This window comes from Streptomyces showdoensis, assembly GCF_039535475.1.
GTDB lineage: Bacteria > Actinomycetota > Actinomycetes > Streptomycetales > Streptomycetaceae > Streptomyces > Streptomyces showdoensis.
Map to the genome: position 1 here is coordinate 1,750,103 of NZ_BAAAXG010000026.1, position 25,878 is coordinate 1,775,980.

At 72.4% G+C, this 25,878-nt stretch carries 21 protein-coding genes and 1 pseudogene; 9 read left to right on the forward strand and 13 right to left on the reverse strand.

Annotation, left to right across the window (positions count from 1 at the left end; genetic code table 11):
• Positions 1-75: 75 nt before the first annotated feature.
• Both ABD981_RS20925 and ABD981_RS20930 read left to right on the forward strand, forming a co-directional pair.
• On the forward strand, positions 76-717 hold the full coding sequence (locus ABD981_RS20925; RefSeq protein WP_046909403.1) for a GntR family transcriptional regulator: 642 nt from the start codon (positions 76-78) through the stop codon (positions 715-717).
• Positions 714-2,030, forward strand: coding sequence for an MFS transporter (locus ABD981_RS20930; RefSeq protein ID WP_046909353.1), 1,317 nt, complete (start codon positions 714-716; stop codon positions 2,028-2,030). The genes ABD981_RS20925 and ABD981_RS20930 overlap by 4 nt, the downstream gene beginning before the upstream one ends.
• 15 nt (positions 2,031-2,045) lie before the next feature.
• Here the strand turns inward: ABD981_RS20930 and ABD981_RS20935 are convergent, their stop codons facing one another.
• Entirely contained in the window at positions 2,046-2,873 is an 828-nt protein-coding gene (locus tag ABD981_RS20935) for a maleylpyruvate isomerase family mycothiol-dependent enzyme (RefSeq protein WP_046909354.1), read from the reverse strand.
• 159 nt (positions 2,874-3,032) lie between these two features.
• Between ABD981_RS20935 and ABD981_RS20940 the strand changes: the two genes are divergently transcribed.
• Entirely contained in the window at positions 3,033-3,806 is a 774-nt protein-coding gene (locus ABD981_RS20940) for a carbon-nitrogen family hydrolase (RefSeq protein ID WP_046909355.1), read from the forward strand.
• A 71-nt stretch (positions 3,807-3,877) separates the two neighbouring features.
• Here the strand turns inward: ABD981_RS20940 and ABD981_RS20945 are convergent, their stop codons facing one another.
• Positions 3,878-5,320: an aminotransferase-like domain-containing protein gene (locus ABD981_RS20945; RefSeq protein WP_240495314.1), complete on the reverse strand. Its 1,443-nt coding sequence runs from the start codon at positions 5,318-5,320 to the stop codon at positions 3,878-3,880.
• Between the two features lie 73 nt (positions 5,321-5,393).
• Here ABD981_RS20945 and ABD981_RS20950 point away from each other — a divergent pair, with 73 nt between their 5' ends.
• A complete protein-coding gene (locus ABD981_RS20950) occupies positions 5,394-6,593 on the forward strand; it encodes a trans-sulfuration enzyme family protein (RefSeq protein ID WP_046909357.1) in 1,200 nt (399 codons plus the stop codon).
• 76 nt (positions 6,594-6,669) lie between these two features.
• Here ABD981_RS20950 and ABD981_RS20955 read toward each other — a convergent pair whose 3' ends face one another.
• A complete protein-coding gene (locus ABD981_RS20955) occupies positions 6,670-7,161 on the reverse strand; it encodes an LURP-one-related/scramblase family protein (protein WP_046909358.1) in 492 nt (163 codons plus the stop codon).
• Positions 7,162-7,285: 124 nt separating this feature from the next.
• Between ABD981_RS20955 and ABD981_RS20960 the strand changes: the two genes are divergently transcribed.
• Positions 7,286-9,118, forward strand: a complete 1,833-nt coding sequence (locus ABD981_RS20960) for an NHL domain-containing thioredoxin family protein (protein WP_046909359.1) — start codon at positions 7,286-7,288, stop codon at positions 9,116-9,118.
• Between the two features lie 66 nt (positions 9,119-9,184).
• Here the strand turns inward: ABD981_RS20960 and ABD981_RS20965 are convergent, their stop codons facing one another.
• The 8 genes from ABD981_RS20965 to ABD981_RS21000 all read right to left on the reverse strand — a co-directional run bounded on the left by ABD981_RS20965 (position 9,185) and on the right by ABD981_RS21000 (position 17,873).
• Positions 9,185-10,318 (reverse strand): hypothetical protein, encoded by a 1,134-nt coding sequence (locus ABD981_RS20965; protein WP_345530118.1) that lies wholly within the window; start codon positions 10,316-10,318, stop codon positions 9,185-9,187.
• A 241-nt stretch (positions 10,319-10,559) separates the two neighbouring features.
• Positions 10,560-10,772 carry a hypothetical protein gene (locus tag ABD981_RS20970; RefSeq protein WP_345530120.1) on the reverse strand — a complete coding sequence of 71 codons (213 nt, stop codon included), beginning with the start codon at positions 10,770-10,772 and terminating at the stop codon, positions 10,560-10,562.
• A 107-nt stretch (positions 10,773-10,879) separates the two neighbouring features.
• Positions 10,880-11,494, reverse strand: a complete 615-nt coding sequence (locus ABD981_RS20975) for a DUF6434 domain-containing protein (RefSeq protein WP_046909361.1) — start codon at positions 11,492-11,494, stop codon at positions 10,880-10,882.
• Positions 11,495-11,498: 4 nt separating this feature from the next.
• A complete protein-coding gene (locus ABD981_RS20980; RefSeq protein ID WP_046909362.1) occupies positions 11,499-12,791 on the reverse strand; it encodes a M18 family aminopeptidase in 1,293 nt (430 codons plus the stop codon).
• Between the two features lie 175 nt (positions 12,792-12,966).
• A complete protein-coding gene (locus tag ABD981_RS20985) occupies positions 12,967-14,796 on the reverse strand; it encodes an acyl-CoA dehydrogenase (protein ID WP_046909363.1) in 1,830 nt (609 codons plus the stop codon).
• 181 nt (positions 14,797-14,977) lie between these two features.
• Entirely contained in the window at positions 14,978-15,532 is a 555-nt protein-coding gene (locus ABD981_RS20990) for a hypothetical protein (protein ID WP_046909364.1), read from the reverse strand.
• The gene (locus ABD981_RS20995) at positions 15,529-17,445 is read right to left on the reverse strand and encodes an alpha/beta hydrolase (protein ID WP_046909365.1); all 1,917 of its coding nucleotides are present in this window, start codon (positions 17,443-17,445) and stop codon (positions 15,529-15,531) included. The genes ABD981_RS20990 and ABD981_RS20995 overlap by 4 nt, the downstream gene beginning before the upstream one ends.
• Before the next feature lie 5 nt (positions 17,446-17,450).
• Entirely contained in the window at positions 17,451-17,873 is a 423-nt protein-coding gene (locus tag ABD981_RS21000; RefSeq protein WP_046909366.1) for a hypothetical protein, read from the reverse strand.
• 125 nt (positions 17,874-17,998) lie between these two features.
• On the opposite strand from ABD981_RS21000, the gene ABD981_RS21005 reads away from it, so the two are divergent.
• The 3 genes from ABD981_RS21005 (at position 17,999) to ABD981_RS21015 (ending at position 20,872) form a co-directional block, all read left to right on the forward strand.
• On the forward strand, positions 17,999-18,517 hold the full coding sequence (locus ABD981_RS21005) for an SseB family protein (protein WP_046909367.1): 519 nt from the start codon (positions 17,999-18,001) through the stop codon (positions 18,515-18,517).
• A gap of 160 nt (positions 18,518-18,677) precedes the next feature.
• The gene (locus tag ABD981_RS21010) at positions 18,678-19,640 is read left to right on the forward strand and encodes a pirin family protein (protein WP_046909368.1); all 963 of its coding nucleotides are present in this window, start codon (positions 18,678-18,680) and stop codon (positions 19,638-19,640) included.
• Between the two features lie 170 nt (positions 19,641-19,810).
• Entirely contained in the window at positions 19,811-20,872 is a 1,062-nt protein-coding gene (locus ABD981_RS21015; RefSeq protein ID WP_205628218.1) for an AI-2E family transporter, read from the forward strand.
• Here ABD981_RS21015 and ABD981_RS21020 read toward each other — a convergent pair whose 3' ends face one another.
• Positions 20,873-21,685 (reverse strand): MBL fold metallo-hydrolase, encoded by an 813-nt coding sequence (locus ABD981_RS21020; protein ID WP_046909369.1) that lies wholly within the window; start codon positions 21,683-21,685, stop codon positions 20,873-20,875.
• Positions 21,686-21,799: 114 nt separating this feature from the next.
• Positions 21,800-23,909: pseudogene (locus tag ABD981_RS21025) on the reverse strand (ATP-binding SpoIIE family protein phosphatase).
• Between the two features lie 136 nt (positions 23,910-24,045).
• Between ABD981_RS21025 and aspS the strand changes: the two are divergent.
• On the forward strand, positions 24,046-25,866 hold the full coding sequence (gene aspS / locus ABD981_RS21030; protein ID WP_046909371.1) for an aspartate--tRNA ligase: 1,821 nt from the start codon (positions 24,046-24,048) through the stop codon (positions 25,864-25,866).
• Positions 25,867-25,878 lie beyond the last annotated feature (12 nt).

Here is a 25,878-nt window from a genome sequence, read left to right on the forward strand (position 1 = left end):
TTTCACGTGAAACAGGCCCGTCCGCATCGCGGACGGGCCTGTCTGTTGTGCACCTGTTGTATCTAAGCTGTGTCCATGGCATCAGCACCCCCGGCGGCAGACCGCGTCTACATGCACGTCAAGCAGGCGGTGCTCGACCGCCGGTACGAAGGGGGGACCCTGCTCACCGAGGGGGAGCTCGCCCAGGCGGTGGGGGTGTCGCGGACGCCGGTGCGGGAGGCGCTGCTCAAGCTGGAGATGGAGGGGCTGCTCAAGCTCTATCCGAAGAAGGGGGCCCTCGTGCTCGCGGTCTCCGCGCAGGAGATCGCCGACGTCGTCGAGACCCGGCTGCTCGTCGAGGAGTTCGCGGTGCGGCGCGCCGTGCCCCCCGCGCCCGGTCTGGTCGAGCGGCTGGAGGAGCTGCTGGAGGAGCAGAAGCGGCGGGCCGAGGCGGGGGACCTGGCCGAGGTCGCCGCCACCGACCGGGCCTTCCACGCCGAGATCGTCCAGCACGCCGGCAACCAGATCCTCGCCCGGCTCTACGACCAGCTGCGGGACCGGCAGTTGCGGATGGGGGTGGCCGTGATGCAGTCCCAGCCCGACCGGATCGCCAAGAACATCGTCGAGCACGCCGAGATCCTGGAGCGGATCAAGTCCGGCGACGTCGAGGGGGCCGCCGGCTGCGTCCGGCAGCACCTGAGCTGGGTCAAGGTCCTGGTCCGGGGTGAGGCCCGGTGAGCCGCGGCAACGGATACGGGGCCGCCGTCACCCTGCCCGGGGACCCGCCCGGCGGGCGCCGGGCCGCGCTCGTCTGGGGCGTCGGCGTCGCCGTCTACTTCGTCGCCGTCATCTTCCGGACGTCCTTGGGCGTCGCCGGGCTCGACGCCGCCGACCGCTTCGGCGTCAACGCCTCCGCCCTGTCGACCTTCTCCATCCTCCAGCTGCTCGTCTACGCGGGCATGCAGATACCCGTCGGCCTCCTGGTCGACCGGCTCGGCACCAAGAAGGTGCTGACCATCGGCGTCCTGCTGTTCACCCTCGGACAGCTGGGCTTCGCGCTCTCCCCCACGTACGGCATGGCGCTGGCCTCCCGGGCCCTGCTCGGCTGCGGTGACGCCATGACCTTCATCAGCGTGCTGCGGCTGGGCACCCGGTGGTTCCCCGCCCGCCGCGGGCCGATGGTCGCCCAGCTCGCCGGGCTCGTCGGCATGGCCGGCAACCTCGTCTCGACGATCGTCATCGCCCGGCTCCTGCACGGCCTCGGCTGGACCGCCGCCTTCGCGGGCAGCGCCGCCGCCGGCGTGGTCGTCCTCGTCCTGCTGCTGCTCTTCCTCAAGGACCACCCCGAGGGGCACGAGCCCGAGCCGGTGCCGCACGCGGGCGCCGCGTTCGTCCGTCGGCAGATCGGCGAGTCCTGGCGGGAGCCCGGCACCCGGCTCGGGATGTGGGTGCACTTCACCACCCAGTTCCCCGCCATGGTCTTCCTGCTGCTCTGGGGCCTGCCGTTCCTCGTCGAGGCGCAGGGGCTCAGCCGCGAGACCGCCGGGTCGCTGCTCACCCTGGTGGTGGCCTCCAACATGGTGGTGGGGCTCGTCTACGGGCAGATCATCGCCCGGCACCACGCGGCCCGCGCCCCGCTCGCGCTCGGCACCGTCGCCGCGACCGCCACCCTGTGGGCGACGACCCTCGTCTATCCCGGTGAGCACGCCCCGATGTGGCTGCTCGTCACCCTGTGCACGGTCCTCGGCGCCTGCGGGCCCGCCTCGATGATCGGCTTCGACTTCGCCCGGCCCGCCAACCCGCCGGAGCGGCAGGGCACCGCCTCCGGGATCGTCAACATGGGCGGCTTCGTCGCCTCCATGACCACGCTCTTCGCCGTCGGCGTCCTGCTCGACGCCACCGGCGGCGACTACCGGATCGCCTTCTCCTCCGTCTTCGTCCTCGAAGCCCTCGGGGTCGTGCAGATCCTGCGCCTCAAGTCCCGCACCGCCCGCCGGGAACGGGAGCGGCTCGTCGCCAGCCGGGTGGAGGTCGTGCACGTCCCGGCCTGACCCGAAAGGCAGGGCCTAGTTGGGCGTGACCGCGAAGTGGTCCAGGATCGCCCGCGCCAGGTCCTCGTCGCCCTCGGTCTTGACCCGGTCGGCCACCTCGGCCGGCCGGACCCGGCCGCAGGCCAGGCGCACGAAGGTCTCCCAGTCCGTCATCAGCGTCACCGCCGGGCCGAGCGACGGCGCGCCGTCGACCGAGCCGTTGCCCTCGGCGTCCACCCGTACCGTCCGCAGGAACTCCACCGGCCCGGTCACGTCGATCACGACCGCCGAACTCGCGGGCGCGCCCGCCTCCTTCGCGACCACGAACGGCAGCGCCTCCAGCAGCACGTCCCGCGTGATGAACGCGCCGGGGGAGTCCAGGTTGCCGGGAACGCCGAGGGTGGTGCGCAGGTCCTGCTCGTGCACCCAGCAGTCGAAGGCGCGCATCCGGTAGGCCAGTTCCAGCGTCTGCTCGGCGCCGAGGGGGGCGCGGATCAGCGCGTCGGGCTGCCGGTTCTCGTTGCGCAGCTGGCGGGCCCGGCGGATCAGGACGTACTCCAGCTCCGAGGTCATCTCCGGCGCCGTGTGGTGGCGCCGCACGTCGACCTGCATCTCCATGTAGCGGGCGAAGTCGCTGCGTACGTGGTAGAGGTCGCGGGGGAGGCTGTGGATCGGGCGCGGGTCGCCCAGCATCTCGGTCTCCATGCCGATGACATGGGAGACGATGTCGCGGACCGACCAGCCGGGGCACGGGGTGGCGCGGTTCCACTCGCCCTCCGCGAGCGGCTGCACCAGCTCGGCTATCGCCTCGATGGAGTGGGTCCAGGCGTCGGCGTAGTTCTGGAGGCTGGGATGGACGGTCACGGGACCCCTCGGCGGCGCTGGTACGGCTGGGCGGGCTGAAAACATGACTGCGTGGGAGGCTCGGTGGCTAAGTTACGCTGCCCGCAGGCACCCCGGCAGTGCTTTCGTGTGACGATCGTAGGCCGGTGTTGACGGCTCGAATGCCAGGACGGTGGTAGTGTGCGCGCCTCGCTGATCCAGATCGCGGTAGACCCGGACGAACCGGTCGAGGACCGGAGGGCGCGCGTCGCGCGCCTGGTGCGGGAGGAACGGGGGGCGGCGGACCTGGTGGTCCTGCCCGAACTGTGGCCCGTCGGCGCCTTCGCCTACGAGTCGTTCGCCGCCGAGGCCGAGCCGCTGAAGGGCCCCACGTACGGGACGATGGCCGCCGCCGCGCGGGACGCCGGTGTCTGGCTGCACGCGGGCTCGATCGTCGAGGCGGCGGGCGGGGCGCTCTACAACACCTCGCTCGTCTTCTCCCCCGACGGCGAACTCGTCGGTTCCTACCGCAAGATCCACCGCTTCGGCTTCGACAAGGGCGAGGCGGTCCTGATGGCGCGCGGCGAGGACCTCGTCACCGTCGACCTCCCGCAGCTCACCGTCGGCGTCGCCACCTGCTACGACCTGCGCTTCCCCGAGCTGTTCCGCGGCCTCGTCGACGCCGGCGCCCAGGCCTTCCTGCTGCCGGCCGGCTGGCCCGCGCGGCGCCGCGGCCACTGGACGCTGCTCGCCCAGGCCCGCGCCGTCGAGAACCAGGCGTACGTCCTCGCCTGCGGCACCGCCGGCACCCACGCGGGCGTCGAGCAGGCCGGCCACTCGATCGTCGTCGACCCCTGGGGCGAGGTCCTCGCGGAGGCCGGCCCGGACGAGGAGATCCTGCGGGTCGTCCTGGACCCGGAGAAGGTCACGGCCACGCGCGAGCAGTTCCCGGCGCTGAAGGACCGGGTGCTGTAGGACCGACAGCCGGGCGGGGCGGGTGCCCCGGCCCGGCTGACGCGCCGCCCCGCCCGGCGCGGCCCGGCGGCTCACACCGCGAGGGCGTTCAGGGCGGCGTGCCCGGCCGCCGCGCCCGGCGCGTACTCCGCCCACGCCGCCGCCAGCCGGCGCACCGCCTCCGACAGGAGCGCCGGTTCCAGGAGGAAGTGCAGCCGCAGCCTGCGCGTGCTGCCGCCCAGGGCGTCCATGGTGGAGCCGGGGAGCACGGCGACCCCGTGGCGCAGCGCGATCTGGGCGAACGAGACGCCGTCCCCGTACGGGAGCCGGACCCAGAGGGTCTGGCCGCCCGCGGCCGGCGGGCAGTCCCAGGAGGGGAGCAGCCGGGCGAGCTCGGTCCGCAGCAGGTCGTGCCCCGACCGCAGCTCCGCCACCCGGGCCTGGAGCAGCGGTCCGAAGGAGCCGAGCAGCCGGGCCGCGACCAGCTGGGACGGCACGTCGCTGCCCAGGTCGTGCAGGGCCTTCAGGCGCGCGAGGCGCGCGATCAGCGGGGCCGGACCGCGCACCCAGCCGATCCGCAGGCCGCCCCAGACGGTCTTGCTGAGCGACCCGACGCCGATGACCTCCCGGCCGTACGAGGAGAGCGGCGGCGGTCCGCTCCCGTCGAAGCGCAGCTCGCTCAGCACCTCGTCGTCGACGAGCGGCACCCCGCACGCCTCCGCCGCCGCGACCAGGCGCCGCCCGAGCAGCGGCGGCAGGACGGTGCCGGTGGGGTTGTGGAGGTGGGGGATCACATAGGCCAGGGAGGGCCGGTGACGTTCCATCACCGCGATCGCCGCCGGTACGTCCAGCCCGTCCGGACCCACCGCCACCGGGTGCGGCACCGCCGCGGCCTCCCGGAACAGGTCCAGCGCCCCCGGATAGCTCGGCGCCTCCACCAGGACCGCGTCGCCGGGCGCCACCAGGAGCCGGGTGAGCAGCGCGATCCCCTGCTGCGCGCCGGTGGTGACGAGGAGCTGCGCCGGGTCCGTCGGCACGCCGCGCTCCTCGTAGCGGCGGGCGATCGCCGCCCGCAGGGCCGGGAGACCGGCCGGGTGGTAGCCGAGGTCGTCCGTCGGCAGGACGAGTCCGGCGTACGCCTCGGCCAGCCCGCGCGGCGGTGACGGCGGGGCGGCGCAGCTCAACAGGATGACGTCGTCGGAGGCTTCGAGCAGGTGGAGGAACATCGGGTTGGAGGTCTCCGTGACCCGTGGCCCCGGTGGGGCGAGCGCCGCCGGTGCCACCCGCGTGCCGCTGCCCTGGCGGCGCACCAGGCGCCCTTCCTGGCGCAGGGTGTCGTAGGCGGCGACGACCGTCGTCCGGCCGACCGAGAGCGCGCTCGCCAGCCGCCGGTCGGGCGGCAGCGTCGCGCCGGGCGGCAGCAGGCCCTCGTCGATCAACTGCCGTACCCGGGCGGCGAGCAGCAGGTAGAGCGGTCCCCGCCCGGCCGACCAGCGGCCGAGCCAGGCGACCAGCTCGTCCACGGAGAGCGTCATTGGATCCATCGGCGGACCAATCTGCCGGGATTGGTCCTGTGGGAGCAAGCCGGCCGTCCACAGACTGGACGTCATGAGCGCCGACTTCCTCCCCGGGGCGTCCCGTCCCGAGACCCTCGCCGTCCACTCCCCGCAGCCCGAGATCCAGGGCAGCAGGCCGCTCGGCGTGCCGCTGCACCAGGGGCACGTCTTCGCCTTCGAGACCGCCGACGCCATGGCCGAGGCCTTCCACTCGACGGACACCTTCCTCTACAGCCGGATGGGCAACCCGACCGTCCGCGCCCTGGAGACCGCCGTCGCGCGCCTGGAGGGCGGCACCGCCGCGCTCTCGTACGCCTCCGGCATGGGCGCCATCAACGGCGTGCTGCTTGGGCTGCTCGCCACCGGCGGCCACGTCGTCGCCCAGCGGTGCCTGTACGGCGGCACGTACGCCCTCCTCCAGGATCTCGCCGCGCGCTGGGGCGTCGAGGTCACGTACGTCTCCGGCACCGACGCGGACGAGGTGCGGGCCGCGCTGCGCCCCGAGACCCGGCTGCTCTACCTGGAGACCATCGCCAACCCGACCACCCGCGTCTCCGACCTGCCCGCCCTCATCGCCGCCGCCCACGAGGCGGGGGTCCCGGCCGCCGTGGACAACACCTTCGCCTCGCCGCTGCTGTGCCGGCCGATCGAGTACGGCGCCGACATCGTCGTGCACTCCGCGACCAAGTACCTGGCCGGGCACGCCGACGTCCTCGGCGGCATCGCCGTCTTCAAGGACGAGGAGCCGTACCACCGCATCCGCCACTACGCGGTCGAACAGGGCGCCACCACCGACCCGTTCGCCGCCTGGCTGACCCTGCGCGGCCTGCAGACGCTGCCGCTGCGGATCGAGCGGCAGTGCGCCAACGCCGCCGAACTCGCGGCCCGGCTCGGCGGACACCCGGCGGTCGCCGCCGTCCGGCACCCCGCGCTCGCCGGCCACCCGGACCACGAGGTGGCGGCGCGGCTGCTGCCGCGGGGCGGCGGCGGGGTCGTCTCCTTCGACCTCGCGGGCGGCCGCGAGGCGGGCCGGACCTTCGTCGAGGGGGTCCGGCTGGCCTCGCTGAGCGCCTCGCTCGGCGATGTGAAGACCCTGGTCATGCACCCGGCCTCCACCTCGCACCGCCAGCTGGACGCGGCGGCGCTGGAGGCGGCGGGCATCGGCCCGGGCACGGTGCGGGTCTCGGTCGGCATCGAGCACGTCGAGGACCTGTGGACGGACCTGGAGCAGGCCCTGGAGAAGGCGCTCTAGCCCGCAGGCCGCTCGGCCCGCTCTAGCCCGCAGGCCGCACGGCCCGCTCGGCCCGCAAGCCCCCCCGGGGCGCCGGTCAGTCCTCCCGTTCCCGCTCGGCCATCCGGATCACGCACACCGCGATCGCGATGAGCAGGGCGGGATCGGCGTCCTCGCGGACCGCGTTCACGGCGTAGGTGTCGCGGACGTGGAACCACTGCCGGGAGATGTGGGCCAGGAGCTCGCCGTCGTACTCGACGGTGAACTCCCGGTCCAGGATCCGGCCGCTGACGTCGAGCTCGGTGCCCTCGACGAGGGTGACGCGGAAGTGGTTGCGGAGCAGCGAGAGGCGCTTGCGGCGGATGGTGGCGAGCGGGCGCTCGTCCCGCTCGACGGTCATCGCGTCGCGCAGGCTGAACATCTTCTGCCGCAGCGTGATGAGCACGTGCCCGTCGGGGTCCTTCAGCTCCAGGGTGTCGCGCAGCCGCAGCGCCTTGCCGTCGACGAGGAAGGCGTGGCGGCCCCGCTCGTCCTCGATCCAGTAGTCGTCGCCGATCGCGAAGATCTTGTCCCGTACCAGGTATTTCATGGCGGTATGCCTTCCCCGTCGCGGGGAGAAGTAGCGCCCGTAGGGTCCGGCCCCGGGCGGGCGGCGGCCGGGGCCGCCGTACGCGTGTGATCCGGCGTTCACACCAGGATGGCAAGCTTGAAGCATGAACGATGCCGCCCCGGCGCCCACCCCCGCGCCCGCGCCCCGCCGTGTCCGTGTCCGTGCCCCCGAGCTGATCGGCAAGGGCGGCTGGCTCAACACGGGTGGAGACGATCTGACCCTCGCCGATCTGAGGGGAAAGATCGTTCTGCTCGACTTCTGGACCTTCTGCTGCATCAACTGCCTGCACGTCCTCGACGAGCTCCGTGAGCTGGAGGAGAAGCACCGGGACACCCTCGTGATCATCGGCGTGCACTCGCCGAAGTTCGTGCACGAGGCCGAGCACCAGGCCGTCGTCGACGCCGTCGAACGGTACGAGGTGCACCACCCGGTGCTCGACGACCCGGAGCTCGCCACCTGGAAGCAGTACGCCGTACGGGCCTGGCCGACGCTCGTCGTCATCGACCCCGAGGGCTACGTCGTCGCCCAGCACGCCGGCGAGGGGCACGCCAACGCGCTCCGGACGCTCGTCGAGGAGCTGGAGGCCGAGCACGGCGCCAAGGGGACGCTGCGCCGCGGCGACGGGCCCTACGTGCCGCCGGAGCCGGTCGCGACCGACCTGCGCTTCCCCGGCAAGGCGGTCCTGCTGCCCTCCGGGAACCTCCTGGTCTCCGACACCACCCGGCACCAGCTGGTCGAGCTGGAGGCGGACGGCGAGACCGTGGTGCGCCGGATCGGCGACGGGGAGTTCCGGGAGCCGCAGGGGCTCGCGGTGCTGCCGGACGGCCGGGTCGTCGTCGCCGACACCGTGCACCACGCGCTGCGCCTGCTCGACCCGGCCAACGGCACCTCCGAGCGGATCGCCGGCACCGGCCGCCAGTGGTGGCAGGGCTCCCCCACCTCCGGTCCCGCCCTCGACGTGGACCTGTCCTCGCCGTGGGACGTGGCCTGGTGGCAGGGCAAGGTGTGGATCGCCATGGCCGGTGTCCACCAGCTGTGGACCTACGACCCCGCCACCGGCACCGTCGAGGTCGCCGCCGGCACCACCAACGAGGGCCTGGTCGACGGGCCCGCCGCCGAGGCCTGGTTCGCCCAGCCCTCCGGGCTCGCCGCGACCGAGGACCGGCTGTGGGTGGCCGACTCCGAGACGAGCGCCCTGCGCTACCTGGAGAAGGAGGGCGACGGCTACGCCGTCCGCACCGCCGTCGGCACCGGCCTCTTCGACTTCGGGCACCGGGACGGCGAGGCCGGGCAGGCGCTGCTCCAGCACCCGCTGGGCGTGACCGCGCTCCCCGACGGCTCGGTGGCCGTCTCCGACACGTACAACCACGCCCTGCGCCGCTTCGACCCGGCGAGCGGCGAGGTCACCACCCTCGCCACCGACCTGCGCGAGCCCAGCGACGCGGTCGTCGTCGGCGAGGACGTCGTGGTCGTCGAGTCGGCCCGGCACCGGCTGACCCGGCTGCGGCTGCCCGAGGAGGCCGTCCAGGTCGAGTCGGTCGCCCACCGCACCCGGCGCGAGGCCACCGAGGTCGGCCCCGGGCGGCTCCGCCTCGACGTGGTCTTCCAGGCCCCGAAGGGCCAGAAGCTGGACGAGCGGTACGGCCCCTCGACCCGGCTGCTGGTCTCCTCGACCCCGCCGGAGCTGCTGCGCGCGGGCGAGGGCACGGGCACGGACCTGTTCCGCGAGCTGGAGCTGAACCCGGAGCTGACCGAGGGCGTCCTGCACGTCTCGGCGATGGCCGCGTCCTGCGACGACGACCCGGCCAACGAGTACCCGGCCTGCCACGTGCACCAGCAGGACTGGGGCGTCCCGGTCCGCGTCGTCGAGGGCGGCGCGGCCCGGCTGCCGTTGATCCTGGCGGGCATGGACGAGGCGGCCGGCACGGGCGCCTGACCGAGCCGGCACGCGAGCGGGCCCCCGGCTTTCGCCGGGGGCCCGCTCGTCGTTCCGCCGGGGGCGTCACTTCACGTCGACGAAGATCCTCGGGCTCTTCGCCCACAGGTGCTTGGGGTCGGAGTGGATGTGGCTGGCGAAGATCCAGCCGTCCCCGCGCTCCTTGAAGCTCGCCTTGAACGTGCCGTCGGCGGCCGTCTTGAGCAGGCCGAGCTGGAAGGACTGCTGGGGCTTGTTCTTGGGCGAGAAGTAGACGTACACGGGCTGGCCGGCGTACGAGCGCCAGTTCGGCACCGCGTGGGTGAGCCGGCCCGAGACGCCGAACTTCGCGCCCTTCTTGACCGTCGCCGGGACCTTGAACGAGGTGATGAGGGTGGCGATGCGGCTGGCCCGGACGACCGGGCCCACCGTGCCCTTGACCGTGGCGGAGCCGGAGTAGACCGCCCGGTAGTAGCCGGAGGCCGGGGCGGGGATCGCGGTGCGGAAGTAGGTGTCGCCCTTGGTGAGCGTCACCGTCCCGAGCTTCTTCCAGCCGTCCCTGCCGTTCGGCGAGACCTGGATGTCGAGCGCGTTGTGCGGACGCGGGGCGCCGTCGACGTACAGGAAGCCGGACACGGTCAGCCGGGAGTCGAGGCCGAGCTCGGCGCCGAAGGACCCGACGCGGCTCACCCCGGTGGTGCGGAACGTGAGCGGGGCGGTGGGCCGGTTGGCGAACCAGTCGCCGTAGCCGACGTTCAGCACGAGCTTCTCGCCCGCGAACGGCATCGCCGTCTCGGCGCTGAAGCGGCCGTTCTCGTCGCTGACGGCGCTGCCCTGGTACAGCCCCGCCGTGGTCTCGATCCGCACGTCCGCGTACTCGGCGGGCTTCCACGTGCCGTTCAGGTCGTACTCGACCGTGCCGGTGACCGCGGCCCTGGTGCCGTACACGCCGCTGAAGTCGCTCTTGTCGAGCGTCACGCGGGCGGGCAGCCCCCGGGGCGCCACCTCGACGCTCTGCGCGGGGGCGGTGCCGGCGAAGGCCCGGACGAGCGCGGGCCTGCGGTCCGCGATGAACCAGTGGGAGAAGCGGCCGTCCGCGTCGGTCCGCAGGTACTCGCGGTACGAGCCGTTGTCCAGGATCACCGACGCGTCGGTGACCGGGGTGCGCGCGTGCGTCACCGGCTGCCACTCCATGAGCCGGCCGCTCGCGGTGACCTTCATGTCGTCGATGGTCGGGTGCGGCCGGTCGACGCCGAAGCCGTCGAGGTACCGCTTGGCGGTGTAGGCGTACGTGCCGGCGTTCTTCAGCGTGGTCTCGTCGCCGTCCGCCTCCTTGAGCAGGAGGTCGACGGCGTAGGTGCCGGCGGCGGCGAGCCGGACGTCGTCGGCGGTGATCCAGTCGCCGTTCCTGCGGTCGCCCGAGGTCAGGGTGAAGTCCTGGACGGTGGCGACGGCCGCGTCGTCACCGGTCGGGTGCAGGACGGCGGTGACCCCCGGTGATGTCGCTGTCCGCCGCGAGGTCGTCGACGAAGAGGCGGCCGAACTCCGTGGCGTCGCCGGAGACGGAGCGGAGGGTCGGTCCGCCCGCCGCGAGCGCGGTGCCCGGCACCGCGAGCATGCCCAGCACCACGGAGGCGGCCAGGGCGATGGAAAGGGAGCGCGTCGTGCGCTGCATAGGTGTGTCCCCCCGAACAGGTTCCGGAGGCGCGCCGACACGCGAGAACGGTTGGTCGAAGAGACGCGCCCCGATCTTCGATCGTACGGGAGTGCGGGGCGCTGAGATCAACCGGTTTCCCCGGGCCCTTCGACCCCGTGCGGCGCCCCCGGCCGCTCCCGGTCCCGCGGCCGGGACCGGTGCGCCCGCCAGGCCGTGAGGGCCTCGGCGCGCGTGCCCGCCGGGTGGGTGGTGTGCCAGTCCCGCAGGAAGCGGTTGAGCTCGAACTGGGCGCCGATCTCCTGTGGACGGGCCGCCTCGGCCCGGGTGTCCCGCCAGTGGCGGGCGGCGTCGGCCAGCGTGCGGCCGGCGTTCTCGGCGACGTACGCCCGCATGGCCGCGTCGAAGTGGAACGAGGGCCCGAGTTCGGCCGTGAACCAGGCGCGCAGCACCTGGCTGCAGCGCTGGCCCTCGGGGATCACGGTGTCCCCGTCGACCGGGGCGGCGAGCTGCCGGGACGCCCCGCCCGCCCGGCGGCGGGCGGCCGGGGGCGGCGGCAGGGGGCGTCCGTCGAGGGCGGCGGCGAGCCGCTCCGTGACGGCCGCCTTGCCGCCGCCGGCGGACAGGCCCAGGGCGCGGGCGAGCCCGGCCAGCTCGGCGAGGGTCCAGTACCAGCGCAGGAGCTCGGCTCCCGTGAGGTCCGCGGTGAGCGCGGGCCGGGTCTCCGGGGCGGGTACCGGCACCCGCTCAGCCCTCCAGGAAGGCGACGAGCGCGTTGGCGAGGTGGTACGGGTCGTCCGAGCCGCAGAGCTCGCGGGCGCTGTGCATGGACAGGCAGGCGACGCCGATGTCGACGGTGCTGATGCCGTGGCGGGCGGCGGTGATCGGGCCGATCGTGGTGCCGCAGGGCATGTCGTTGTTGGAGACGAAGGACTGCCACGGCACGCCGGCCTTCTCGCAGGCGGCGGCGAACACGGCCCGGCCGCTGCCGTCGGTGGCGTAGCGCTGGTTGACGTTCACCTTGAGGATCGGGCCGCCGTTGGGGCGCGGGTGGTGCGTCGGGTCGTGGCGCTCGCTGTAGTTGGGGTGCACGGCGTGGCCGACGTCGGAGGAGAGGCAGATCGAGCCGGCCAGCGCGCGGGCCTTGTCCTCGTAGCCGCCGCCGCGGGCGTAGACCGAGCGCTCCAGGACGTTGCCGAGCAGCGGGCCGTGGGCGCCGGTGTCGGCCTCGGAGCCGTTCTCCTCGTGGTCGAAGGCGGCGAGGACCGGGATGTACGGCAGGTCGGGCAGCGTGGAGACGGCGGCCAGGGCGGCGACGCAGGCGTGCACCGAGATGAGGTTGTCCATCCGCGGCCCGGCGAGCAGCTCGCCGTCGCGGCCCAGGTAGGCGGGGGCCTCGACGGCGTGCACCATCAGGTCCCAGCCGGCCACGTCCTCGGCGTCGACCCCGGCCTCGTCGGCGACGAAGGAGACCAGGTCGCCCTCGTGGACCTCGCCGAGGCCCCAGATCGGCTGCATGTGGCGCTGGCGCTCCAGCTTCATGCCGTCGTTGACGCCCCGGTCGAGGTGGATGGCGAGCTGCGGCACGCGCAGCACGGGCCGGTCCACGTTGACCAGGTGGTGGCTGCCGTCGCGCAGGGTGAGCCGCCCGGCCAGGCCGAGGTCGCGGTCGAGCCAGCTGTTGAGCAGCGGTCCGCCGTAGATCTCGACGGCGACCTGGCGCCAGCCCTCGCGGCCGAAGTCGGGCTGCGGCTTGACGCGCAGGTTGGGGGAGTCGGTGTGGGCGCCGACGATCCGGAACGGCGTGTGCGGGGCGGCGCCCTCGGGCACGTACCAGGCGATGATCGCGCCCCCGCGGACCAGGTACTTACCGCCGGCCGTCCCGTCCCAGGCGTCGGTCTCCTCGACCTTGCGGAAGCCTGCCTTCTCCAGCCGCTCCGCGGTGTTCGCCACCGCGTGGTACGGCGAGGGGGAGGCCGCGAGGAAGGTCATGAGGTCATCGGTGTGGCCGCGGTCGAACCGGGGAGCTGCGCTACTCATGCCGTTCACCTTACGCAGGTGCCCCCGGGCGGCGGCGGGGGCCGCCGGGGCCCCGCCGGAGGGCGCCCCGGAAAACCGGACGAGGCACCGGAAACCGGGAGGGGGCCCAGGGAAGGCAGAACGGCCCGCTCCCCTCCCCGGGAGCGAGCCGTTCCTGTGTGGACGGAGGCGCGTCTTAGAACGCGGCCTCGTCCAGGTCCATCAGCGAGCCGTCGACGCCCTCGGCGAGGAGGCGCTCGGCGGTCACGCCCGGCAGGACGTTGGCGGCGAAGAACTTCGCGGCCGCGATCTTGCCCTGGTAGAAGGCGGCGTCCTTGCCGGCGGCACCGGAGGCCAGCTTCTCGGCGGCGACGGCCGCGCCGCGCAGCAGCAGGTAGCCGACGACGACGTCGCCGGAGGCGAGCAGCAGGCGGGTGGTGTTGAGGCCGACCTTGTAGATGTTCTTGACGTCCTCGCCGGTGGCGGTGAGGTCGGTGAGCATCTTGCCGACGATGCCCTCCAGGTCGACGGCCGCCTTGGCGAGCGCGTCGCGGGCGACGGACAGCTCCTCGCCGCCGGTGCCGACCGCGAGGAACTTCTTGATCTCCTCGGCGAGCGCGTTCAGGGAGGCGCCCTGGTCGCGGACGATCTTGCGGAAGAAGAAGTCCTGGCCCTGGATGGCCGTGGTGCCCTCGTAGAGGGTGTCGATCTTGGCGTCCCGGATGTACTGCTCGATCGGGTACTCCTGCAGGAAGCCGGAGCCGCCGAAGGTCTGGAGCGACTGCGCGAGCTGCTCGTAGCCCTTCTCGGAGCCGTAGCCCTTGACGATCGGGAGCAGCAGGTCGTTCAGGCCGTGCAGGGCCTTGGCGTCCTCGCCGGCCGCTTCCTTGATCGCGATCTCGTCCTGCACGGAGGCCGTGTAGAGGACGAGGGAGCGCATGCCCTCGGCGTACGCCTTCTGCGTCATCAGCGAGCGGCGGACGTCGGGGTGGTGCGTGATGGTGACCTTGGGCGCGGCCTTGTCCATGAAGTTCGCCAGGTCGGTGCCCTGGACGCGCTCCTTGGCGTACTCCAGGGCGTTGAGGTAGCCCGTGGAGAGGGTGGAGATCGCCTTCGTGCCGACCATCATGCGGGCGAACTCGATGATGAGGAACATCTGGCGGATGCCCTCGTGCTTGTCGCCGATCAGCCAGCCCTTGGCGGGGTGCTGGTCGCCGAAGGTCATCTCGCACGTGTTGGAGGCCTTGAGGCCCATCTTGTGCTCGACGTTGGTGGCGTAGACGCCGTTGCGGGCGCCGAGCTCGCCGGTCTCCCAGTCGAACTCGTACTTCGGGACGAGGAAGAGCGAGAGGCCCTTGGTGCCGGGGCCGGCACCCTCGGGGCGGGCGAGGACGTAGTGGAGGATGTTCTCCTCCATGTCGTGCTCACCGGAGGTGATGAAGCGCTTCACGCCCTCGATGTGCCAGGAGCCGTCCTCCTGCTGGACCGCCTTGGTGCGGCCGGCGCCGACGTCCGAGCCCGCGTCGGGCTCGGTGAGCACCATCGTGGAGCCCCAGCGCTTCTGGACGGCGATCTGCGCGACCTTCTTCTGCGCCTCGTTGCCCTCGTTGTAGAGGACGCCAGCGAAGGCCGGGCCGGAGGAGTACATCCAGATGGCCGGGTTCGAGCCGAGCAGCAGCTCCGCGTAGGCCCAGACGAGGGAGCGCGGGGAGACGGTGCCGCCGATGCCCTCGGGGATGCCCAGGCGCCAGTACTCGGAGTCCATGAAGGCCTTGTAGGACTTCTTGAAGCTGGCCGGGACGGGCGCGGTGTTGGTCTCCGGGTCGAAGACCGGCGGGTTGCGGTCGGCGTCGGCGAAGGACTCCGCGAGCTCGTTCTCGGCGAGGCGGCGGATCTCGTCGAGGATGCTCTTGGCGGTCTCGACGTCCATCTCCTCGAACGGACCGGTGCCGTACACCTTGTCGCGGCCGAGCACCTCGAAGAGGTTGAACTCGATGTCGCGGAGATTCGACTTGTAGTGCCCCATGGCGACGGCTCCGTAAAGGCTCGGGGAGGCGGTTTTCTCATGCGCGTACACGACGGACTACCGGCGGGTAGCTCACGCTCTCTACGATGATGCTACCCACCGGTAATAACGGCAACCCCTATCCGCGCACTATGTCTGTGACACGCCCCTCAGTGAGGGCCTGCGGCCGGGCGGCGGCCGGTCAGTCGCCCACCTGGTACGCCGGGTCCGTCCAGCACGGAGAGGTGACGGAGACCGACAGGCTGTCCTTCTGCTGCTTCTCCCACTTCGAGGCGTCCTTGTACGTGGACGGCAGCAGCAGCTCGATCGTCGCCGTGTGGTGGTCCCGCTCGTGCTCCACGTCCAGCTGGAGCTGCTTGGCCTCGGACTTCGCGGGCTCGAAGCGCAGCACCTTCCAGCCCTTGGCCGGCAGGCCCTCGTGCAGGCGGTCCATGGCCTGCTTCAGGGCGTCGGCGGTCCCGTACATCGACCAGAAGTGCCGGACGCGGTAGCCGTCCTCGACCCCGTCGCAGGGCGAGGCGTCCGGCGCGCCGTTGCCGGCCTGCTTCAGGCCCGCGGCGTCGAAGATCTCGCTCGACCTGGCCCGCACGAGGTCCTTGGCCTCGGCGACCTTCTTCGCCTGCGGCTCGTACGGCAGGTCGGCGGCGGAGTCGTTCATGGTGCTGCATCCCGTCGCGAGGAGGAGGGCGGTGGCGGCGGCCGTCAGGACGCCCGGGCGTCCGGTGCGTGCGCTCACTGGGCGGTCACTTCCTTGTAGCGGCCGGTGACGACCCGGGCCTGGTTGTTCAGGCTCTCGGTGCCGTTGTCCCAGTAGCCGCTGTGCCCCCGGGAGCCGTCCGTCGCCACGATGTGGGCGCCGAAGTCGGGGTTGGTGGGCGTCAGCGTCTTCACCACGCTCTGGCCGTCGCCGTCGATCCACGAGGGCAGGACGTCGATGTCGACCTTCTTGGGCGCGTGGCCCCAGCCGCCGATGTCCGGCACCGGGTCGCTGGTGACGAAGGGGATGTTGAAGCCGCCGTACTTGTCGTCGGTGAGCATGTCGAGCGGGCTGCCGGGCAGCCGCAGTCCCTTGAGGTACGGGTCGCTGTCCGCCTCCGCCGCGTAGACGTGCCCCTTGGGGACGTCCAGGTCGGTGGCGCTGCCCACCTGCATGCCGGGGCTGCCCGCCACGAAGATGTCGTCGGCGTGCAGCGTGCCCTGGCGGGCGGCGGAGCCGATGACCGTGGAGCCGTAGCTGTGGCCGGTGACGGTCAGGTGGGTCGCGTCGCCCTGGTGGGTGGCGCGCAGGCCGTCCACGAAGGCGTTCAGCTTGGGCGCGCCGTCGTTGGCGTAGTGGCTGAAGGGCGCGTCCTTCACGATGTCCTGCGGGGCGTCGTAGCCGAGCCAGGTGATGGTGGAGACGCTCTGCCCGCCGGCGAGGTTGTCGCTGGCCCGCCAGAGGGTCTCCATGCGCTTGATGTCGCCGCCGATGCCCTCCAGGTTGGAGGTGGTGCCGGGCACGTACATCGCGGTGTGGGTGGCGGTGTCCGGATTGCCGTTGGCGACGATCGCGTGCCCGTTGCCCTGGGTGTCGAAGCCGAGGAGGTACGCCTCGGGCAGCGGCCTCTCGCCGGGCTTCTCGGCCCGGCCGGTGCGGTCGAAGCGGTCCTGGATGGCGTTCATGCCCTTCAGGTCGGCCTCCAGCTCCTTCTTCCGGTCGCCGTACTTCTCGTTCCACTCCCGCCACTCGGGGTTCTTGATGACCGCCGGGTAGGAGCCGCTGGGGTTGGGCAGGTACTCCTGCGGCTGCTTCGGGATGGCGTTGAGGTCGAGCTGGGTCTGGGCGCGGGTCTCCGCGAGGACCATCCGGTTGGCGTCGTCGCGGACCGCGGAGGGGATGCCGTCCAGGGCGCCGATGGAGGCCGGGTAGAGCGTCGCGTACTCGTCGCGCTGCTCCTGGGTGAGGCCGTTCCACCAGTCGGCGTTCTCCTTGGGGGACTTGCCGTGGGGGATCTTGTCGTCGTCGGCGTACTTGCCGGCGGCCCCCTGCATCGCCTTGGTGTCCCGGGCGGCGTCGGCGAGGGTCTCGTCGCTGACGGTGAGGCCGGGCTCGGCCTTGAGCTGGCGCAGGGCGGCGGCGTAGCGGCCGTCGATCTCGGTGGCCTCGCGGACCGCGTCGCCGATGCGCTGGGCGATGTCCTCGGCCTTGCCCTTGTTCTCGTCGCCGCTCCCGATCCCCTCGGCCTTGCCCGGGAGGTACGGGAAGGGGGCGCCGTCGTGGGCGGTCTGGTCGCCCTTGAGGACGTACGACTGGGTCGGGTAGCTGACCGAACCGTCGGGCTTGACGGTGAACTTCAGGTTCTCCGCGTCCTCCAGCGCCTGCTTCAACTTCTTCTGCGGGGCGGCGAGTTCCGCCGCGAGCCCGTTGAGCGCGGTGCGGACGAGGCCGCACTCGGTGTGCAGGTACTGGTAGTTGCGGGAGAGCTGCCGGACGTCGCCGCCCGCCTTGTCCGCCGTCTCGCCCTTCTGGGTCTCGTGGATCTTGGCGAACATGTGGTTGTCCACCCGGTCCTTGTCCGCGTTGGCGCGGGAGCTGACCTTGCCCCAGCCGTCGGCGGCGTCGGTGTACTCGCTGAGCTTCACGTCGCGGAGTTGCTGCCAGGTGGGCACGGCGGTCAGCCCTCCTTCTTCGCGCCGGGCCCGCTGCCCTCGGCGGCGACCTTCTTCTGGGTGTCCAGTTCGCGTTCGCCGAAGTCCCGCCCGGCGGCCTTGAGCGCGCCCTCGAGCCGCCCGCACTCGTCGCGGACGTTGGTGAGGCGGGTCTTCCAGGTGCCGAGGATCTCGGTGAGCGCGGCGGTGGAGTCGAAGCCCGCGGTGCCGCCTGCGACGCCCTCGTTCGCGGTGTCGAGGTCGGTGACCGAGCTGCTGGTGGAGGTCTTCAGCTCGCCCGCGGTGTTGCCCGCGCCGTGCCAGGGCCCGACGTCCGCCTTGAGATCGGGACCGCCGCCGCCTCCGCCGTCGGGCGCGGGAAGGCCCGCGAGGCTCATCGCCGCGGGCCGTTCACCGATGAGTTCCTGCCATTTGGCGTTGAGCGCCATCTTTCACCCCCGTGGTGGCCGGATTGCTTCCGCGAACCTAGCAAGAGAGTCCGCACCGTGCGAAGAAGAGTGCGAGGGGCATCCATGCGCCCCCCGGGCGGGCCGCCGGTCGATAGTCTGGGCACATGTACGGCTACGACCAGAATCCGGGTGCCCAGCAGCAGTACGGTCAGCCCCCGCAGCAGCCGCCGATGCACGGCGGCATGCAGGGCGGCGCGCAGGCCGGCATGCAGGGCGGCATGCAGGGCGGCTACGCCCAGCAGCCGCCGCTCTACCCGGAGCCGTCGCCGCCGTCGCTCGCCGACGCCGTGCGCGCGTTCACGACCGGCACGCTCGCGGCCGAGGACTTCCAGCAGATCTTCGCGACCTCGAAGGTCTACTGCCCGCGCGGGGACAACCCGGGCTTCCTCGCGCTGCACAACACCCAGCAGCCGGTGATCCCCATGTTCACCTCGCTGAAGGAGCTGCGGCGGTACGCGGGCAAGGAGTCGAAGTACTTCGTGATCACCGGCGCCGAGGTGATCGACCTGCTGCCGACGGGGTACGGCTTCGTCCTCGACATGGAGGGCGACCACCGGATGGTCTTCGACGCGAAGGCCGTGGAGCAGATGGTCGACTTCGCGATGCGGCGGATGTACGGCTGACGGAGGCTGTACGTGTCGGCCGAGGACCGGCAGGTGTCGGGGACGCCCGGGAGGAATACCTCCCGGGCGTCCCGCGTTCCGGGTGGCGGAAAGTTCAAGCTTCAACTAAAGTAGTCGTACGGACTTCAACTAAAGTGGTTGTACCGAATGGAGGCCCGCCATGCCCGCCGTGACTGTCGAGAACCCGCTCACCCTGCCCCGCGTCGCCGCCCCCGCCGAGGCCGTCGCCCGGCCGGTGCTCGCCGTGACCACCGCACCCTCGGGCTTCGAGGGGGAGGGCTTCCCGGTGCGCCGCGCGTTCGCCGGGATCAACTACCAGTACCTCGACCCGTTCATCATGATGGACCAGATGGGCGAGGTGGAGTACGCGCCGGGAGAGCCCAAGGGCACCCCGTGGCACCCCCACCGCGGCTTCGAGACCGTCACCTACATCATCGACGGGATCTTCGACCACCAGGACTCCAACGGGGGCGGCGGCACCATCACCAACGGCGACACCCAGTGGATGACCGCCGGCTCCGGCCTCCTGCACATCGAGGCCCCGCCGGAGCAGCTGGTCATGAGCGGCGGCCTCTTCCACGGCCTCCAGCTCTGGGTGAACCTGCCCGCCTCCGACAAGATGATGGCCCCCCGCTACCAGGACATCCGCGGCGGCCAGGTCCAGCTCCTCACCTCCCCGGACGGCGGCGCGCTGCTCCGCGTCATCGCCGGCGAGCTCGACGGGCACCAGGGCCCGGGCATCACCCACACCCCCATCACGATGATCCACGCCACCCTGCGCCCCGGCGCCGAGATCAACCTGCCGTGGCGCGAGGACTTCAACGGCCTCGCCTACGTGCTGGCCGGCCGCGGCACCGTCGGCACCGAGCGGCGCCCGGTCCACATGGGCCAGACCGCCGTCTTCGGCAAGGGCGGCGCGCTGACCGTCCGCGCCGACGAGAAGCAGGACGGGAACACCCCCGACCTGGAGGTCGTGCTCCTCGGCGGACAGCCGATCCGTGAGCCGATGGCGCACTACGGCCCGTTCGTCATGAACACCCAGGCCGAACTCCGCCAGGCCTTCGAGGACTTCCAGGCCGGCCGCCTCGGCACCATCCCGGCCGTCCACGGCATGGGCGAGTAACGACGGGACCGGTACGGGCACGGGGGCGCCGCCCCCGTGCCCGTACGGCTCTCCCCGTACGCCTCTCCGGGACGGGGCGACGGCCTCCGTGCCCCGGCGTCCTGACGGGCAGTCACCCGTCCGGCTCCCAGCGCAGGACGACACGCCGGGCGGCGTGGTCCGGTGGACGCGTGTCCACCGATCGCCCGTCGCCGCTGCTTCCCGAGGGTGCCCGCCGCACCGCCGCCTGGTGCGCCGTCGCCCTCCTCGTCGCCGGGGTCGCGGCGGTCTTCATCTGGCTCTGCGTCGTCTTCAAGACGGCCGTGACCCCCGTCCTGCTCGCCCTCCTCGGCACCGCGCTGCTCGGCCCGCTCTACCGTCGGCTGCTGCGGATGAAGGTGCAGAAGTCGCTGGCCGCCGGGCTCACGGTGATCGCCGTGGTCGCGGTCGTCGGCGGCGCCACGTACATCGTCGTCGCCGCCCTCATCGAGACCGGCGACCAGATCGTCACCTCGCTCCGGCAGGCCGCCACCGACATCGCCGAGCACCTCGGCGCGGCCGGCACCTCCCTGGACGACCTGGCCAAGAACGCCAAGAAGCTGCTGGAGCGGTTCGGCGGGACCGCCGCCTCCGGGGTCATCTCCGGGCTCAGCGTGGTCGGCCAGATGCTCGCCACCGCCGTCCTCGCGCTCCTCCTCATCTTCTTCTTCCTGCGCGACTCCGACCGGGCCGCCGACGCGCTGCGCTCGCTCGCCCCCCGCTCCACCGGCGACATGGTGGAGGCCATGGGGCGGCGGGCCTTCGAGGCGGTCGAGGGCTTCATGAGGGGCACCACCTTCGTCGCCTTCGTCGACGCCGTCCTCATCGGGATCGGCCTGCTGGTGCTCAAGGTGCCCGGCGCGGTGGGCCTGGCCGCGCTCGTCTTCGTCACCGCCTACATCCCGTACCTCGGCGCCTTCCTGTCCGGCGCGGTCGCCGTCCTCGTCGCCCTCGCCGACCGCGGCTTCGTCATCGCGCTGTGGGTGCTCGGGGTGGTCCTCGCCGTCCAGGTCCTGGAGGGCAACGTCCTCCAGCCCATGGTCCAGAGCCGGACCGTGCAGATGCACCCGGCGGTGGTCATGCTGGCCATCACCGCCGGGGCCTCCGTCGCCGGCATCCTGGGCATGCTGCTCGCCGTCCCCCTGACGGCCGCGGCCTTCGGGGTGATCGGCGAGCTGCGCAGCCGGTACGGGGCGGCGGACGCCCCCGGCTGATCAGGCCGGCAGGCCGCCCGGCTCGAAGGAGGCGAGCAGCCGCTCGAGAGCCGCCTGGTCGGGCCCGACGAACGGGTCCGCGTCCGGCGCCATCGTGATCGTCTCGATCATCCGGCCGGTCATCCGCACGGCCGGCGGCAGATGCGTGCTCAGCACGATCTCCGGGTTCATCCCGCGCACCAGGTCCACCCACACCCCGTACCGCACCGGGTCCACGATCTGCACCCACGGGCTGTCGACCGTCGCCCACAGCAGCTGCGCGGCCCGCAGCTCCTCCGGCTTGAGGTCGTTGGCGTGCCCGCTCCGCGCGAGCTCCTCGGTGGGCATCGGGGCGCCGAAGCAGTCGGAGCTGAAGCAGATCCGGGTCCTCTCGTCGTAGAAGCCGACGGTGGCCGGGTTGTCGAAGAGCGGCGGCCGGAACGCGGCGAGCACCCGGTCGCCCACGTCCAGGCCCTGGCCCGGGTTGAGGAAGTACACCCGGTCCATCGGCAGCGGCCGCTCGGTGGTCATGATCCCCGCGCCGACGAAGGTGGTCACCACCCGCGCCCGGGGAGCCGCCGCCAGCAGCTCGAAGAGGCCGCCCGTGTGGTCGCGGTCCGGGTGGGTGAGCCAGATCCAGCGCACGTCGGCCGGGTCCATGACGCCGCCGAGCGCGGCGAGGAAGTCCCGGTCCGCGACGGAGAGCCCGGTGTCGACGACCACCGGCTCGCGGGCGGTGAGGACGAAGGCGTTGACGGGGATGTGGCCGATCCCCGGCACGTCGAGGCTGTCCCCGAGGACGGTGACGTCGCTGCCGACCTTGTGCGTTTCCATGGCGGGCTCCCGGGTCCCCCCGGCGGCCGTACGAGACCAGTCTCCTCCCGGGACCGGGCGCCCGCTCGGCGGCCGCCCCGCGAGGACGGAGGGGCCGCCCCCGGGCCCCCGTGGTCAGCCGCCGTCCCCCGGCGGCGGCTCGTGCAGCTCGAACCAGATCGACTTGCCCTCGCCCCGCGGGTCCACGCCCCACGCGTGGGCCAGCATCTCCATCAGCCACAGCCCGCGCCCGCTGGACGCCATCTCGCCCGGGTGCCGCTTGTGCGGCAGTTCGTCGCTCGCGTCGGCCACCTCCACCCGGAGCCGCCGGGAGCCCTCCGCGCACACCACCTCGGCGACCAGCAGCGCGTCGCCGTCGGTGTGCACCAGGACGTTGGTGACCATCTCGGAGACCATCAGGACCGCCGAGTCGACCTGGTCCTCGTCCCGCCAGTCGTGCAGGAGCTGGCGCAGCTGCTCGCGGGCGGCCGCGATCCGCTCCGGCTCCGCCTGGGCGACCGTCATCATCGTGCGGCGCGGGCCCGGCAGCGCCGCCGCGCCCTGCCGGGACAGCAGCAGCACGGCGATGTCGTCCTCGCGGCGGTCGGCGAGCGGGCCCGTGGTGTGGTGCGAGCCGGGCCCGTGGACGGCCTCGACCAGGCGGTCGGCGAGCGCCTCCAGGTCCTCGCCGCCGTCCGCCTCCAGCAGCTTGCGGACCCGCTCCCAGCCGCTGTCCAGGTCGTGCCCGCCGGTCTCCAGGAGGCCGTCGGTGCAGATCATCAGGGTCTCGCCGGGCTCCAGCGTGAGCCGGGTGGTGGGGTAGTCGGTGTCCGGGTCGATGCCGAGCGGCAGACCGCCCGCGGTGGGCCTCAGGAGAACCGTTCCGTCGGTCATCCGCACCGCCGGATCGGGATGCCCGGCCCGCGCGATCTCCACCGTCCCCGACTCCAGGTCGACCTCCAGGTACAGGCAGGTCGCGAAGCGGGGGCCGCCGAACGCCGTGTCGTCGCCGTCCGCGCCGACGGTGCCCTCGTTGACGCCGTACAGGAACCGGGAGGCGCGGGAGAGCACCGCGTCCGGGCGGTGTCCCTCGGAGGCGTACGCGCGCAGGGCGATCCGCAGCTGCCCCATGAGGCCGGCCGCCCGCACGTCGTGGCCCTGGACGTCGCCGATCACCAGGGCGATCCGGCCGGCGCCGGACCCGCCGGGCAGCCGGATCATGTCGTACCAGTCGCCGCCGACCTGGAGACCGCCGCCCGTGGGCACGTACCGGGCGGCGACGTGGATGCCGGGGATGCCGGGGCCGAGGGCCGGCATCATCGTCCGCTGGAGCCCCAGCGACAGCTCGCGCTCCGACTCGGCCACCCCGGCGCGGGCCAGCGCCTGCGCCAGCATCCGGGCCACCGTGGTGAGCACCGAGCGCTCGTCGGGCGTGAAGGCGACCGGGTGCTTGAACGCCGCCATCCACGCGCCCATCGTGCGCCCCGCGACGACGAGCGGCACGAAGGCCCAGGAGCGGCGTCCGAAGCGCTGGGCGAGCGGCCAGGTCATCGGGAAGCGGCGCAGGTACTCCTCGGGCGTCGGCAGGTAGATCGCCCGCCCGGTCCGCGCCGCCTCCGCCGCCGGGTAGTCGGTGTCGAGGGTCATCGAGGTGAAGGGGCCCTCGTCGCCCTCGCTGTGCCCGTGGTGCCCGATGATCGTCAGCCGGTCGCCGGCCAGCCCGAAGACCGCGAGCCCGTCCGGCGAGAAGCCGGGCATGGACAGCGAGGCGGCCACCCGCAGCACCTCGGCCGTCGACCGGGCCTCCGCCAGCGCCCGGCCCGCGTCCAGCAGGAAGGCCTCGCGGGAGCGGCGCCAGTCGCCCGTGATGGGGGTGGAGGCGGCGGTGCCGGGCTGCGGCTCGGCGACCTCCTGGAGGGTGCCGACCAGCTGGTAGTCGTCCCCCCTCGATCAGCGGCTTGGACCTGCTCCGTACGGTACGGAGCACCCGGCCCTGCTCGTCCATGATCCGCAGCCGGGCCTCGGCGAGGGTGCCCTCGGCGACCGCGAGGTGCACCACGCCGTCGATCTCGTTCCAGTCCACCGGATGGAAGCGGGAGCGCACCGCCGCCTCGGTGAGCCGTGCGGGCTCGGCGGGCAGCCCGAGGAGCCGGGCCGCCTCGGCGTCGAGGGTGACCACCCCGGACGCGTTGTCCCAGCGCCACAGGCCGGTCGCGATGGCGGCCAGGACGTCCTCGGTGCGCATTGCCCCACTTTATGAATATCGGACAGCAGGTCGCCACTGAGAGTATTCGAATCGCGATCTTGGGTGGCCCGGTACCCTGAGTGGGCTTGATAGATCAAGCGGACCCCACGGATCCCGAAGAACTGGATGAACGACGATGCATCGGTACAGGTCCCACACCTGCGGCGAGCTCCGCGCCTCTGACGTCGGCACCGACGTCCGGCTGAGCGGCTGGCTGCACAATCGGCGCGACCTGGGCGGCATCCTCTTCATCGATCTGCGCGACCACTACGGCATCACCCAGCTCGTCGCCCGCCCCGGCACCGCCGCGGCCGAGGTCCTCGACAAGCTGACCAAGGAGACCGTCGTCCGCGTGGACGGCAAGGTCGTCTCCCGCGGCGCCGAGAACGTCAACCCGGAGCTCGCCACCGGCGAGATCGAGATCGAGGCCGCCACGGTCGAGGTCCTGGGCGCGGCCAAGCAGATCCCCTTCACCATCAACGCCGACGACGGCGTGAACGAGGAGCGGCGCCTGGAGTTCCGCTTCCTCGACCTGCGCCGCGAGCGCATGCACCGCAACATCATGCTGCGCTCCGCCGTCATCGCCGCCATCCGCTCCAAGATGGTGGCCCTGGGCTTCAACGAGATGGCGACCCCGATCCTCGCCGCGACCTCCCCCGAGGGCGCCCGCGACTTCGTCGTCCCGTCCCGTCTGAACCCGGGCAAGTTCTACGCGCTGCCGCAGGCGCCGCAGCAGTTCAAGCAGCTGCTGATGATCTCCGGCTTCGACCGCTACTTCCAGATCGCGCCCTGCTTCCGCGACGAGGACGCCCGCGCCGACCGCTCGCCGGGCGAGTTCTACCAGCTCGACGTCGAGATGAGCTTCGTCGAGCAGGAGGACGTCTTCCAGCCGATCGAGAAGCTCATGACGGAGCTCTTCGAGGAGTTCGGCGGCGGCCGCCCGGTCAGCTCCCCGTTCCCGCGGATCCCGTTCCGCGAGTCGATGCTGAAGTACGGCAACGACAAGCCCGACCTGCGCACCGACCTCGAGCTCGTCGACATCACCGACGTCTTCGAGAACTCCGAGTTCAAGGCCTTCGCCGGCAAGCACGTCCGCGCGCTCGCCGTCCCGGAGACCGGCGACCAGCCCCGCAAGTTCTTCGACTCCCTCGGCGACTTCGCGGTCTCCCTCGGCGCGAAGGGCCTGGCCTGGGTCCGCGTCGGCGCGGAGGGCGCGCTCACCGGCCCGATCGCCAAGTTCCTCACCGAGGAGAACGTCAAGGTCCTCACCGAGCGCCTCGGCCTGGCCGACGGCCACGCCGTCTTCTTCGGCGCGGGCGAGTTCGACGAGGTCTCCAAGATCATGGGCCCGGTCCGGGTCGAGGCCGCCAAGCGCGCCGGCCGCTTCGAGGAGAACGTCTTCCGCTTCGCGTGGATCGTCGACTTCCCGATGTACGAGAAGGACGAGGAGACCGGCAAGATCGACTTCTCGCACAACCCGTTCTCGATGCCGCAGGGCGGCCTGGAGGCCCTGGAGACCCAGGACCCGCTGGACGTCCTCGGCTGGCAGTACGACATCGTCTGCAACGGCATCGAGCTCTCCTCGGGCGCGATCCGGAACCACGAGCCCGAGATCATGTTCAAGGCCTTCGAGATCGCGGGCTACTCGCGCGAGACGGTCGAGAGCGAGTTCGCGGGCATGCTCCGCGCCTTCGAGTACGGCGCCCCGCCGCACGGCGGCATCGCCCCGGGCGTGGACCGCATCGTGATGCTCCTCGCCGACGAGCCGAACATCCGCGAGATCATCGCCTTCCCGCTCAACGGCAACGGCCAGGACCTCCTGATGGGCGCCCCGACCGAGCTCGACGAGACCCGCCTGCGCGAGCTGAACATCCAGCTCCGCAAGCCGGTCGCGAAGGAGAAGCCCGCGGACGACCGCCCGGTGACGGAGTCGGTCCACCCGGACGCGGCGCGCTGAGCCTGACGGCCT